Raw genomic sequence first — 12344 nt, 5'->3', positions numbered from 1 at the left:
AGCCGGGCTCGTCGCAGCACAGTGACCACCAGCGCCGTTCGGTGGCCACCAGCACGTCCAGGACCTCGATGCCGGCCTCGTCCATCGACGCCGCCAGCAGGTCGCGACAGGCCAGCAGCTCGGCCGACTGGCGGGGATCGCCGCGCACCGACTCGGTCACCAGCACGGCGGCCATCGCGGCGCAGTCCGCCCGGCGCAGCACCTCGCTCAACGGTTGCAGCGTGGAGGCCTCCAGGCTGCCCGGCAGCTGATCGGGCAGGTCCACCCGCAGGGTGACCTGGATCCGCTGCGGCGCGGACCCGTCCACCGAGCCCAGGGACCCGGCGAAGCCGATCAGCACCAGGCTCTCGCGCGGGTGGAAGCCGAGCAGGTAGGGAACGGTGTCGATCAGCTCGCCCGGGTCGCTGATCTGGATGCGGGGCACTTCACACGACGTCATGGGCCCAGCCTGGCCGCGGTTGGCATCACCCGGGGCGGCGCCGGCCGAGTTGTGGACAACTCCTGCTCGGCTGTCCACAACCCCTTCGTCCGCTACAGCGGGTTCTCCCGCCAGCGCAGCGCCGCCAGCGCGAGCCCGTCCGCGACCTCGTCGTTCCGGTCGGCGAGCCGGCGCTCCCGCTCCCCCTCGGCAGCCGGCCCGGCGGTCTCCCGCCGGCCGGTGGCGATCACCCGGAAGAAGGCCGCGGCACGCTCCAGCGCGACGTCGAAGTCGCCGAGGTACGCCCCGTGCAGCACCGAGTCGGCCAGCGCTTCGATGGCTGCCGGGTCGGCGTCCTCGGAGACCCCGGCGACCACCTCGTCGGCCGGCGCGTACGGCCGCCCGGCCCGCCACAGCCGGGTGACCTCGTCGCCGTTGCTCTGGCACCACCGGCGCAGCAGGTACAGCGCCCACAACGCCCCGGGCAGGCTGGAGGGCTGCTCGTGGCGCCACAGCTCGGCAAGGGTGTCCAGGCCCACCCGATCGGCGAGGTCGACCAGGGACTCCGAGCCGGCGGAGCGGCCGTGGGTGATCACCGCCGCCGCGGTGGCAGCCGCGAGCTCGGCCCGGGCGAACGGCTCGAACTCACCCGAGCCGGCGAGCGCGGTGATGTCGGCCCGCGGGATCGGGCGGTGCGGACGGTCAGGTTCGGGCACCCGTCCAGGGTAGGTGAGCACGCCGACGCCTCCGTCATGCCCGCATAAGGCTCCCTGCAGCCCGGATCGCCGGTTAAGCTGGACCACGGCGTCGACCCGATCCATGGCCCCCGGTCCCACTAATGCCGCCACGAGCGGCCTTTTGCCGAGAGGCGACCTGGCGGGTCGGCGTCACCACCACACCTGCCAGACCAGTCGCCCACGAGACCATTTCCGCACGACCAGCCCCGCACACCGGACCACGCTGGAGAACGCCGGAGCGAAGGACAGCGTATGAGTTCCGGCCGATGAGCTCCGGGGATGGATGGACGACCTGTGCCGCCGGCCATCGGCACTGGGGCCGGTTCGGCGCGGCCGGGCTGCTGCTCATCGACGACGATCGGGTGGTCCTGCAGCACCGCGCGCCGTGGACCCACCAGGGCGACACCTGGGGGATTCCCGGTGGCGCCCGGGACAGCCACGAGGACGCGGTGGCAGCGGCGCTGCGCGAGGCCCGCGAAGAGGCCGACCTCTCCCCCGCCGACGTCGCCCCGATCGGCCTCTACATCGATGACCACGACGGCTGGAGCTACACCACGGTGATTGCCCGGACCACCCGGACGGTCCGCCCCAGGGCCGCGAACGCCGAGAGCGTGACGGTCCGCTGGCATGCTGCCGCCGACGTCGCCGGGCTCAGGCTGCATCCCGGCTTCGCCGCCTCCTGGGCGCGGCTGCGGGACGTCCCCCCGCCGCTGTTCCTGGTGGTGAGCGACGCGGCGGCCGCCGATCCGCTGCTGGAACAGCTGCGCCAGACCGGCGTCGAGACTTCCCGGCTGCCCGCCGGACTGGTCGGGGGCGGCCTCACCCGGTTGCTGCCGCGGGTGGTCTATGCGGGCAGCCGGGCCGCCGGCGCCGCGGCCAGCTATGCCTCGCAAGGCCAGGTGGTGCTGGCGGTCGAGCCCGAGGACCTGAAGCTGCTCGCCTGAGCTGCTCGCCCTTCAAAGCCGCTCGCCCGAAACTGTTCGCCCTGAAGCTGTTCGCCCTGAAGCTGTTCGCCCTGAAGCTGCACGGGCGCCATCGTCCCCGCTACCGTCTGCGGGGTGCGCATCCTGCTTCCGCCCAGCGAGGCCAAGAACCCCGGCGGCCGTGGCCTTCCGCTGTCCCGCCGCCGGCGGCGCCACCCCATCGACGACAGCCGGGACCTGGTCCTGCAGGGCTTGGCCGAGCTGCTGGCCGGCGCCGAGCATTCCGCCGCGGCCAGCAAGCTGCTGCTGCCCGGCTCGGTAGCCGCCGCCGCGATCGAGGACAACCGGCGGGTCAGCACCGCGCCGACGATGCCCGCGCTGGACCGCTACGCCGGCATCGTCTACGACGGCCTGTTCCTCCAGCCGCTCAGCGATGCCGCCCGGGCGGTGGCCCAGCGCGAGCTGCTGATCTTCTCGGGCATGTTCGGGGTGCTCCGGGGCGGCGACCCGATCCCGGCGTACCGGGTCCCGGCGAAGGCCTGGCTGCCGGGGCTCGGGGTCGTGTCCACCTTCTGGCGGCCCCGGCTGGACGCCCTGATGCCCGCGCTGCTGGATCACGGCCCGGTGATCGACCTGCGTTCGGGCGACTACGCCGCGATGTGGCAGCCCGCCGGCCAGGCCCGGGCCCGGCTGGTCAGCGTCCGGGTGCTCTCGCCACGGCCGGACGGGACCCTCGGGGTGGTCTCGTTCGCCTCCAAGCTCGCCAAGGGCCGGCTCGCCGCCGCGCTGCTTGAACGCCGGGCGGCGGGCCAGCCGGTCCAGGACGTCGACGACCTGGCCGCGGCCTGGACGGCAGCCGGCGGCAGCGACCTGGCAGAGCGTCGCACGCCACACGGCGCGGCCCTGGACCTGATCACCCCGACCGCCGCCGGGCCGGCCGGCTCGACCGGATCGGCGAGGGCACATAGCAGAGCAATCGCCAGATAAGACAGCCGGGACGGCCCACCCCGGTGGCCGTGTGCTTTTCCGGCTCAGCCACTATCGAGGGCATGCGATTGGACCACCTTTCCTACGCAGCAGGCCCAGAAGGCCTCGCCTCGTGCGTGCAGCGACTGGGCTCCCAGCTCGGGGCAGGGTTCACCGACGGCGGGATCCACCCCCGCTTCGGCACCCGGAACTTCGTGCTGCCGCTGGCCGGCGGCATCTACCTGGAGGTGGTCGAGGCGCTGGACCACCCCGCGGTCGAGGCCGCGCCGTTCGGCCGGGCGGTCAAGGCCCGCAAGCTGGCCGGCGGCGGCTGGTTCAGCTGGGTGGTCGCCGTCGATGACCTTCCCGCCATCGAGCAGCGGCTGGGCCGGCAGGCCGTGTCCGGGCACCGCAGGCGTCCGGACGGCTACGACCTGCGCTGGAGGCAGATCGGCGTGCTGGACACCGCCAGCGACCCGCAGCTGCCCTACTTCATCCACTGGGAGTCCAACCGGGCCGAGCACCCGGCGGCAGCCGGCGGCATGATCAACCTGGAGCTGCTCGACATCGCCGGCGACCGGTCGACGGTCGTGGACTTCCTCGGCGACCGGGCCACCAGGTCCCTCGACGACCTCAAGGTCCGCTGGCTGCCGGTGGAGGACAACGACGGCGAGACGGGCATCGTGGCGGTGCACTTCACCACCCCGCGTGGCGTCGTGGTCGTCGACTGAGCAGCCTGACCCGCCGGAAAACAGCGCGGCGCTTTACTCCGGGCATGATCAACGCTCAGGATTGAGTTCTCGACTACCCGTAGGGCGTGGACATGACCTTGAAGATCTCTGCCAACCCCAGCCACCACGACGTCCACACCGTGCCGATCGGCGACTACGGGTTCCTCAGCGACGGCGAGACCACGGCGCTGGTGTCCCCCGGCGGCTCGGTGGACTGGATGTGCCTGCCGCGGATGGATTCGGCCAGCATCTTCGGCTCCATCCTGGGCCGGCACGCCGGGTCGTTCCGGATCGCCCCGGCCGACGTGTCGGTGCCCGCGGCCCGGCGCTACCTGCCGGGCACGATGATCCTGGAGAGCAGCTGGGGGACGGCGACCGGCTGGATCATCGTCCGCGACCTGCTGGTGATCGGCCCGTGGCGCTATGACACCGAGGTGGCCCCGAACTACCGCCGCACCCCCACCGACTACGACGCCGAGCGGGTGCTGCTGCGCACCGTCCGGTGCGTCTCCGGTGAGGTGCAGACGGTGATGGAGTGCGAGCCGGTGCTGGACTACGGCCGCAGCCCGGTGCGCTGGACGCACACCGAGAAGGGCTACCACCAGGCCCGGGCCCGCGCCGAGGGCAACGACATCGAGCTGACCCTGACGACCGACATGCGGCTGGGCTTCGAAGGCGGCCAGGCCGGCGCCAGGACGCTGCTGAAGGAGGGTGACGTCCGGTTCATGGCGCTGTCCTGGGGGGGCCGGACGCCACCGGTGGACTATGCCGATGCCTACTCCCGGCTGGTGTGGACCGCCCACCACTGGCAGCACTGGCTGGCGCGCGGCACCTTTCCCGACCACCCGTGGCGCAGTTACCTGCAGCGCAGCGCGCTGACCCTCAAGGGCCTGACCTACGCCCCGACCGGCGCCATCGCCGCGGCCGCCACCACCTCGCTGCCGGAGACCCTGGGCGGCGAGCGCAACTACGACTACCGCTACTCCTGGATCCGCGACGCCACCTTCGCCCTGTGGGGGATGTACTCCCTGGGCTTCGACTGGGAGGCGCTGGACTTCTTCTCCTTCATCGCCGACCTCGCCGAGCGCGACGCCGACCTGCAGATCATGTACGGCATCGGCGGTGAGCGCGACCTCGAGGAGCACCAGCTCGACCACCTGGAGGGCTACGCCCATTCCCGGCCGGTCCGGATCGGCAACGCCGCCTACGACCAGCGCCAGCACGACGTCTGGGGCGCGCTGCTGGATTCGGTGTACCTGCACTCCAAGTCCGCCGACCACCTGGACAACCGGATCTGGCCGATCCTGGGCAACCAGGTCACCGCGGCGCTGAAGCACTGGCGCGAGCCCGACGCCGGCATCTGGGAGGTCCGCGGCGAGCCCAAGCACTTCACCTCGTCCAAGATCATGTGCTGGGTGGCGGTGGACCGCGGCGCCCGGCTGGCCTCGATGATCGGCCAGGACGCCGAGGCCGCGCAGTGGCAGCTGGCCGCGGAGGAGATCAAGCAGGACATCCTGGCCAACGGCCTCGACGAGCGCGGCGTCTTCACCCAGTACTACGGCGGCACCGCCCTGGACGCCTCGCTGCTGCTGGCCCCGCTGGTGCGGTTCCTGCCGGCGGACGACCCGCGGATCCGGGCCACCGTGCTGGCCATCGCCAACGAGCTCACCGAGGACGGCCTGGTGCTGCGCTACCGCACCGAGCAGACCGACGACGGCTTCACCGGCGAGGAGGGCAGCTTCACCATCTGCTCGTTCTGGCTGGTGTCGGCGCTGTGCGAGATCGGCGAGTACCACCGGGCCCGCAAGCTGTGTGCCAAGCTGCTGTCCTTCGCCGGGCCGCTGGAGCTGTACGCCGAGGAGATCGACCCGCACACCGGCCAGCATCTGGGCAACTTCCCGCAGGCGTTCACCCACCTGGCCCTGATCAACGCGGTGCTGCATGTGATCGCCCAGCAACGGCTGGAGGAGCAGTCCAACGAGGCCGGCCCGCCGGTCGCGAGGCCGGGCGCTAACCCGGGCGGCTGATCCGGGCGGCTGACCCGGGCGGCTCCGGTCAGCCGGAGCCGGGATGGATGACGGTGATGCCGGCCGGCGCGCCGTCGGTCATGGCCGCCAGCGCCGGGGCGACCTCGTCCAGGCCGATCACGCTGGTGACCAGCTCGTCGGGTCGCACGGCGCCGGAGCGGACCAGGTCGAGCATCGCCGGGTAGTCGTGGGCGGCCATCCCGTGGCTGCCCAGCCAGGACAGCTCCCGGAACGCCAGGAACGACATGTCCAGGCGCACCCGGTCCGGCAGCAGGCCGAGCTGGACGTGCCGGCCGCGGGGCTTGAGCGAGTCCAGCGCGGTCTGCACGACCGACTCCGCGCCGATCGCGTCCATGGTCACCGCGGCGCCGCCGCCGGTCAGCTGCCTGATCTGCTCGGCGATGTCGTCGCCCGCACCGGCCAGCATGGTGTGCTGCGCGCCGTGCCGGGTGGCCAGCGACAGCGCCGCCGGGTTGGTGTCCACCGCGATCACCCGGGCGCCGGCAGCGGCGGCGATCGTGGTGACCGACAGACCCACGCCGCCGCAGCCGAAGACCGCCAGCCACTCTCCGGGCCGGACCCGGCCGACCGCGGTCACCGCCCGGTACGCGGTGGCGAACCGGCAGCCCAGCGCGGCCGCGCTGTCATAGCCGATCTCCTCCGGCAGCGCGACCAGGTTCACCTCGGCATAGGGAATGGCCACGTACTCGGCGAAGGAGCCCCAGTAGTTGAACCCCGGCTGCAGCTGCCGGGTGCACACCTGCTGGTTGCCCTCGCGGCACTGCTCGCAGTCCCCGCACGCGCAGATGAACGGCACGATCACCCGCTGGCCGGGCCGCCAGCCGCGCACGCCGGAGTCCACCTCGGCGATGGTGGCGGCCAGCTCGTGGCCGGGCACGTGCGGCAACGCGATGTCGGGATCGTGGCCCTGCCAGCCGTGCCAGTCGCTGCGGCACAGGCCGGTGGCGCGCACCTGCAGGATCACCCCGCCTTCGGGCAGCGCCGGCTCCGGCACGTCCGTGACGATCGGGGCGTCGGCGAAACGTTCGATGAGGACTGCGCGCATGGGCGCATTCTTGCCGGTTGCCTCCGCGAGCGCCGCGCCGGGGGCTCAGGACCGGGCTAGGCTTCCCCGGTGGAGCCGTCGCCGGGTACCCCGCCGCTCACGGACATGGGATCGATGACGCCTCGCCGCTATCCGGGCCTGGTAGCCGGTGAGCTCGCCGTCTTCGTCCTCGCGGCAGCTGCGCGGCTCGCGGTGGTGCTGACCAGCGGCGGGTTCGGCGGCAACTACGGCTACGACACCGGGGTGTACTACGCCGCCGGTGACGCGCTGGTCCACGGCCGCGTCCCGTACCGGGATTTCGTGTTGCTGCACCCGCCAGGCCTGATGCTGACGCTGGCTCCGTTCGGCTGGTTGGGCCGGGTCACCACCGACCACGCCGGGTTCGTCGCCGCGTGCCTGGCGTTCACCGCGCTGGGCGCCGTCAACGCCGTGCTGGTCGTCCGGGTGGCGCGCAGGATGGGGGTGGAGCCCTGGCCGGCCCTGCTCGGCGGCGGTTTCTACGCGCTCTGGTACGGCGCCATCCGCGCCGAGTACCTGCCCCGCCTGGAGCCGCTGGGCAACTTCCTGCTGCTGGCCGGCCTGCTGGCGCTGCTCGCCGCGGCGGACTCCCGGCGGAGCTGGCCTGCCGTCGCCGGGGGCGCCGCGTTGGGCGCCGCCGCCAGCGTCAAGATCTGGTGGGCCGCGCCGATGCTGCTGGTGCTGGCCTGGCAGCTCACCGGCGACCGGCGGTGGCGGCGGCTGGCGCTGCCGGCCGCCGGCGCGGCCGCTGCGCTCGTCCTGATCAACGGCCCGTTCCTGCTGCTGTCGGGCGGGCGGATGTGGCAGCAGGTGGTGACCCAGCAACTCGGGCGCGCCCCGAACCAGACCTCCGTTCCCACCCGGCTGGCCCAGCTCAGCGGCGTCAACTACCTCTCGCTGCCGCGGCCGGCCGAGCTCGTGCTGCTCGCGGTGATCGCCGTGGTGGCGCTGGCCGTCTGCTGGCTGGCCTGGGGCACACCGTCGGCGCGGCTGGCGGTGGCGCTGACGCTGCTGCAGGTGGCCGTGCTGGTGTTGGCGCCGTCCTGGTTCAGCTTCTACACCGACTATGCGGCGCCGGCGATCGCCGTGACGCTGGCGGCCGGGGCCGGCGCACTGGCTGCCCGGGCGAACGGGGTACCGGCGGCTGGCGGCCGGGCTGCCCGTCCGGGCCGCTTGGACCGGGCGCCGGTCGCCGTGATCGCGCCGGTCGCGGTGGTCGCGCTGGCCGCGCTGGAGACCGTGCTGCTGATCGTCACCGGGCGCAGCAACGTCGTCGCGCCGTTCCCGCGGGAGCCGCTGGCCCGCGCGGTCGCCGACACCCGGTGCCTGATGTCGGACTCGTCGATGGCGCTGATCCAGCTCAACGCCCTGAGCCGCGGGCTGGCCAACGGCTGCCAGAACTGGGTGGACGTCACCGGCCGGACCTATGGCCCGGACAAGCCGGCCTCGCCGGGGATCTCGCGGCGCGCCAATGCCAGGTGGCAGGCCAGCCTGCGCGCCTACCTGCTGTCCGGGGACGCGGTGATCGTCGTCCGGGCCGACGGCAGCGGCCTCAGCTCGGCGACGGCGGCTGCGATCCGGCAGGGCGGGGTGCTGGCCGCCGTGGACGGCCACGTCGTCTACCGCACCGCGCGCCGGTAGCCCGCCCGGAAACTGATGAGGCCCAGCCCCGGGTGGGGGCTGGGCCTCATCGGACGGGGGCCAGGGACGACTAGTACGGGATGGTCATGTCCGCGACGAGCGGGTTGTGATCGGAGGGCATCACACCGACGAAGCTGCCGTTGGTGAGGTTCAGCAGCAGCCGCCACGACACGATGGCCACCCCGGGCGGGGCATAGACGTGGTCGATGCTGTGCCCGAACGCCGGCGGCGTGCGCTGGTAGCCGTTGGCGCTGTTGTAGCGCTGGTTGGCCAGCCACTGCGCCGAGTCCAGCCCGTCGGCCACGTGGACCGCCCGGGCCGCGACGCTGGGCCCGTCGTAGAGGTGGTAGCGGTTGGCGTTGGAGTTGAAGTCGCCGGCGTAGATCACCGACGCGCGCAGCGACGCGGCATAGGTAGACGCGGTGCTCATCAGCCACTTCATGTCGGCCAGCCGTACCGCGTCAGTGGATTCCACTCCCAGGTGCGGCACGACGAAGACCACCCGGGCGCCGGTGAGGCGGTTCTGCAGCCCCTGGTAGGACGCTTGGTGGCCGCTGGGCATGGTCCAGTGCCAGCCGGTGCCGACAGTCTGGTACGTCGCGGCCTTGTAGAGGATGTAGTTGCCGGTGCGGGTGTAGGCGGGCTCCGTCGGCGGGATCTCAGTCCGGGCCAGCCGGTAGACCCCGCCCAGCGCGCTCGTCAACGTGTCGATCTGCCGGGGGCCCTTGACGACGCCGTAGGCCCAGGAGCCGCCCTCCTGCACCCCGATCATGTCGGGGTTGGACTGCTTGATGTAGCCGACGACCTTCGGCTGGCGCTGGGACCACGGAGCGATCACCTGGCCGCCCGCGATGCCCCCGTCCGAGGCAGCCCGCAGGATGTTGTAGGTCATCACCGACAGCCGCTGCTGGTTGGTCGCCTTCACGGCGCTGACCAGAGCCGAGTAACCCGAGCCCGTCGTGCCGTTGAGCGCCTGGACGCGGAAGTAGTAGGTGCGTCCCTTGATCATGCCGTAGGGCGTGAACTGGCGGAGCAGCCCGCCCCGGATCCGGTAGTTGCGCCGGTTCAGGGTGAGGCCCGGATCGGTGCCCTCGGCGATCTCGTAGCCGGTCGCCGCGCCGCTCTTCCAGGTCAGGTAGGTGCCCTTGGCGCTGTTGGAGATGGCCAGTCCGGTCGGCACCGCCGGGCGCAGGCCGACCGAGAAGTACCCCGACCAGTTCCGGTAGCCGCCGTTGATGGTCTCCACCCGGAACCAGTAGGGCGCCGTGGTGTAGGGCAGGCCGGAGATGGTCATCCGGGGGGTGGTGGACAGCGCTGACGCGCGCGCCCGGCTGATGTTGACGACGTAGACGTCGCTCTTCACGGTGGAGGCGAACAACCGGTAGTAGACGGCGTTCGTCGCACGGTTGGCGGTGACGGTGAAGGACGAGGCCGTGACCGCGGCTACCCGGATGCCGGTGGGCACCACGGGCTGGGAAGCGGCCTGGGCAGCCGTGGGCACCAGGCTCGCCGCCACGGTTGCCCCGATCGCGACCAGCCCGGCCGCGATGCGCCAGCGGACGGCCGCCGTCCGGGTGCGGCCTCGGCGGCCGGCGGGGGCCGTCGGCCGGCTGAGATCGTGCGACATCTATGGCACTCCTCGCTATATATCACACTGAGTACAAACACGGTTACCTTACGTGCTCGATACACGCGTGGGTACCGAACACCGAAATCGGTACCGAGGGCCGAAGCCCGTCCGCGCGGGACGGACCGTGCTCTCGGCACTTACTTCCCTTCGGCGAGCGGGGCGAGGACTTGAACAGCGGCGGAGGCCGCTCGGGCAGGAACGCGCTGTTCAGCGCTCCGTCCGGGGGCAGCGTGCGGCTGGGCGCCAGAATGGCCGGGTGGACGCCGGCGACCTCCTCCTCGGACCGCGCGGGCGCCGGCTCTGCCAGGAGTTCCAGCAGCTCGCCGGCGCCTCGCGCCCGACGCTGGTCGACGACCGGGCAGCGTTCCAGGCGGTCGCCGAAGCCTGCGCCTGGGCGATGTACTGGCAGCCTCCGCACGACGCCGACGTGAATCTGCGGTCCGGCCCGGGACTGGCCGGGATCCGCGCCGCCGCCGAGGCGCTGGCGTCCAGCCCGGCGATGAGCTGGTGGAGCAGCCCGGTCGATGCCGGCGATCAGCACCTGGTCGTCTTCGATGCTGCCGAGTCCGCGCAGGAGCCACAGCTGACCGGGTTGCGGGAAGCCGTGGACACCCTCGACGCCTTCCACGCAGACAGCCAGCCCTTCGAGGACTCGGCAGGTCGTGCGCTCGACTGGAGGACCATCAGCGGAGCCTGGTGGTCGGCGCCGATGGCCAACCCCGGGGCGCACACCGCCCGCTCCTTCGGGCAGCCGCCGCTGCCGGTCGGGCTGGTCTGGGTGGAGGACGCGTTCGGCTGGAGCACCGCGACGTCCTGGCAGGTCCGTCCGGCGTCCGAGGTACGGGTCCTGGAGCTGCGCGGGCCGCAGGACTGGGTGGAGATGGTTCGCCGGTACCCGTTGGAGGTCACGGCGACGGCCAAGCGCGGCGACTGGTGGCGCACGACCGGCCGGGACGGCCGCTGGGCGATGCCGGACTGGCCCGCGGTCGCCGACGACTGGGACGCGGTCCACCTGACGGTCGCCGGCTACCTGACCACCGCCGGACGGGCCCTGCCGGTGGACGGCGACACCGCGACCGTGCTGGCCGGGTGGCCTCCGGATGCGACGTTCTGGCTTGCCGATGTCCTTGAGGCCGTGGGTGGACCGGCGCGGTGGCGGTGGGACGGGGATCGGTGGAGCCCGGCCTGACCCGCCGCTGATTGGGCCCTGAGAAGCACATACGGATAAGGGAATCTATGCGCATTGGATGTTAGGACTGCTTTTAAACGTCTAAGGGCTGCTACAGGAGCCAGAGGAGGGCTCAGAGAGCGTGGCTCGCACCCATTCGCGGCAGACTTTGGACGCCACACATGTCCTCGGCCTAGAGATCGCGCGCGCCCGACGCGAGAGGCGCTGGACCATCAACGAGCTCGCCGAACGCGCGGGGGGTTCGCGGATAACCGTACGGGCCGCCGAGGCCGGCACACCGACGGTCGCGATCGGGACGATGTTTGAGCTGGCCACCATCCTCGGCATCGACCTGTACGGTGCCCGCCCGGCTGAGCTGCCCGAGCTGGTGTCGCGCCAACGGGACCGCCTGGCTCTACTGCCAGCACGGATGCGGGGACCTGCCACCCCGATCGACGACGACTTTTGAGCCGGGTGGTGAGCGCACGATGCCCAGCATCGGAGTCAAGGCTGCCCCGGACACCGCGTTCGTGTGGATCTGGCTCCCTGGCGCGACCGAACCGGGTGGGGCGACGCCGCCGATTTCGACGGGCGGTGGTCGGGAAGGATCTGTCAGTCGCAGAGCCGCGGCTCCACCCAGTCGGCTGAGACGGTTCACGGCGCGATGACGAGCTCGACAGACAGCCAATCAAAAGACTAAGGGCTTGACCGATTCACGCAGGGGGATCCTCCGACGCAGGAGGAGCGGGTTCGGAATCAGCCGCCGCCGCTTGAGCCCGCTCTCTGCGAATCCTGGCCCCCACACCAAGTGCATACCGTCTTCGATCGGCGAGAGTAACTCCCGCCCGGCGTCGCTCCCAGGACAAGTCGTAGTCCGATGTCGGTTCATCGCCACTGTCGGGCAGCGCCTCAAGGACCCTGTCGATGCCAAGCAGCGCATCGACGTCGCCTACCTGGAACTCACCCATAGAGACCCACGTTCGTCTTCCGTTGCTGCTGGTGCCGATCGGCACCAGCAG

12 protein-coding genes are annotated in these 12344 nt (G+C 72.0%); 7 read left to right on the top strand and 5 right to left on the bottom strand.

The window, feature by feature from the left end; translation table 11 throughout:
* A partial coding sequence (locus VF612_RS03345) for a DUF4192 family protein (RefSeq protein ID WP_408658430.1) occupies positions 1-439 on the bottom strand: 439 nt, incomplete at its 3' end.
* A 92-nt stretch (positions 440-531) separates the two neighbouring features.
* Complete coding sequence (locus VF612_RS03340) at positions 532-1134, bottom strand: hypothetical protein (protein WP_408658429.1); 603 nt, start codon at positions 1132-1134, stop codon at positions 532-534.
* Positions 1135-1421: 287 nt separating this feature from the next.
* Between VF612_RS03340 and VF612_RS03335 the strand changes: the two genes are divergently transcribed.
* From VF612_RS03335 to VF612_RS03320, 4 genes are all read left to right on the top strand, one after another.
* Positions 1422-2099 (top strand): NUDIX hydrolase, encoded by a 678-nt coding sequence (locus tag VF612_RS03335; protein ID WP_408658428.1) that lies wholly within the window; start codon positions 1422-1424, stop codon positions 2097-2099.
* Between the two features lie 114 nt (positions 2100-2213).
* A complete protein-coding gene (locus VF612_RS03330) occupies positions 2214-3065 on the top strand; it encodes a YaaA family protein (protein ID WP_408658427.1) in 852 nt (283 codons plus the stop codon).
* A gap of 62 nt (positions 3066-3127) precedes the next feature.
* Positions 3128-3775, top strand: a complete 648-nt coding sequence (locus VF612_RS03325) for a VOC family protein (protein ID WP_408658426.1) — start codon at positions 3128-3130, stop codon at positions 3773-3775.
* A gap of 92 nt (positions 3776-3867) precedes the next feature.
* A complete protein-coding gene (locus VF612_RS03320) occupies positions 3868-5802 on the top strand; it encodes a glycoside hydrolase family 15 protein (protein WP_408658425.1) in 1935 nt (644 codons plus the stop codon).
* A gap of 28 nt (positions 5803-5830) precedes the next feature.
* Here VF612_RS03320 and VF612_RS03315 read toward each other — a convergent pair whose 3' ends face one another.
* Positions 5831-6868: a zinc-binding dehydrogenase gene (locus tag VF612_RS03315; RefSeq protein ID WP_408658424.1), complete on the bottom strand. Its 1038-nt coding sequence runs from the start codon at positions 6866-6868 to the stop codon at positions 5831-5833.
* A gap of 69 nt (positions 6869-6937) precedes the next feature.
* Here VF612_RS03315 and VF612_RS03310 point away from each other — a divergent pair, with 69 nt between their 5' ends.
* Positions 6938-8527 (top strand): glycosyltransferase 87 family protein, encoded by a 1590-nt coding sequence (locus VF612_RS03310; protein ID WP_408658423.1) that lies wholly within the window; start codon positions 6938-6940, stop codon positions 8525-8527.
* 70 nt (positions 8528-8597) lie between these two features.
* Here VF612_RS03310 and VF612_RS03305 read toward each other — a convergent pair whose 3' ends face one another.
* Positions 8598-10154, bottom strand: coding sequence for an endonuclease/exonuclease/phosphatase family protein (locus tag VF612_RS03305; RefSeq protein WP_408658422.1), 1557 nt, complete (start codon positions 10152-10154; stop codon positions 8598-8600).
* A gap of 259 nt (positions 10155-10413) precedes the next feature.
* Between VF612_RS03305 and VF612_RS03300 the strand changes: the two genes are divergently transcribed.
* Positions 10414-11346, top strand: coding sequence for a hypothetical protein (locus VF612_RS03300; protein ID WP_408658421.1), 933 nt, complete (start codon positions 10414-10416; stop codon positions 11344-11346).
* 121 nt (positions 11347-11467) lie between these two features.
* Entirely contained in the window at positions 11468-11794 is a 327-nt protein-coding gene (locus tag VF612_RS03295) for a helix-turn-helix domain-containing protein (protein WP_408658420.1), read from the top strand.
* A gap of 244 nt (positions 11795-12038) precedes the next feature.
* On the opposite strand, the gene VF612_RS03290 is transcribed toward VF612_RS03295, so the two are convergent.
* Positions 12039-12344 (bottom strand): hypothetical protein (locus tag VF612_RS03290; protein WP_408658419.1); only part of this gene is annotated, 306 nt, incomplete at its 5' end.

Source organism: Jatrophihabitans sp. (genome assembly GCF_036388195.1).
GTDB lineage: Bacteria > Actinomycetota > Actinomycetes > Mycobacteriales > Jatrophihabitantaceae > Jatrophihabitans_A.
Note: the sequence above shows the minus strand (reverse complement) of the source record. Positions and strands in the feature narration are given on the sequence as shown.

Bases quoted from the DNA above. Each gene is read 5' to 3' on its own strand.
- VF612_RS03325 (WP_408658426.1), top strand. From the start codon at position 3,128: ATGCGATTGGACCACCTTTCCTACGCAGCAGGCCCAGAAGGCCTCGCC.
- VF612_RS03305 (WP_408658422.1), bottom strand. From the start codon at position 10,154: ATGTCGCACGATCTCAGCCGGCCGACGGCCCCCGCCGGCCGCCGAGGC.
- VF612_RS03315 (WP_408658424.1), bottom strand. From the start codon at position 6,868: ATGCGCGCAGTCCTCATCGAACGTTTCGCCGACGCCCCGATCGTCACG.
- VF612_RS03335 (WP_408658428.1), top strand. From the start codon at position 1,422: ATGAGCTCCGGGGATGGATGGACGACCTGTGCCGCCGGCCATCGGCAC.
- VF612_RS03320 (WP_408658425.1), top strand. From the start codon at position 3,868: ATGACCTTGAAGATCTCTGCCAACCCCAGCCACCACGACGTCCACACC.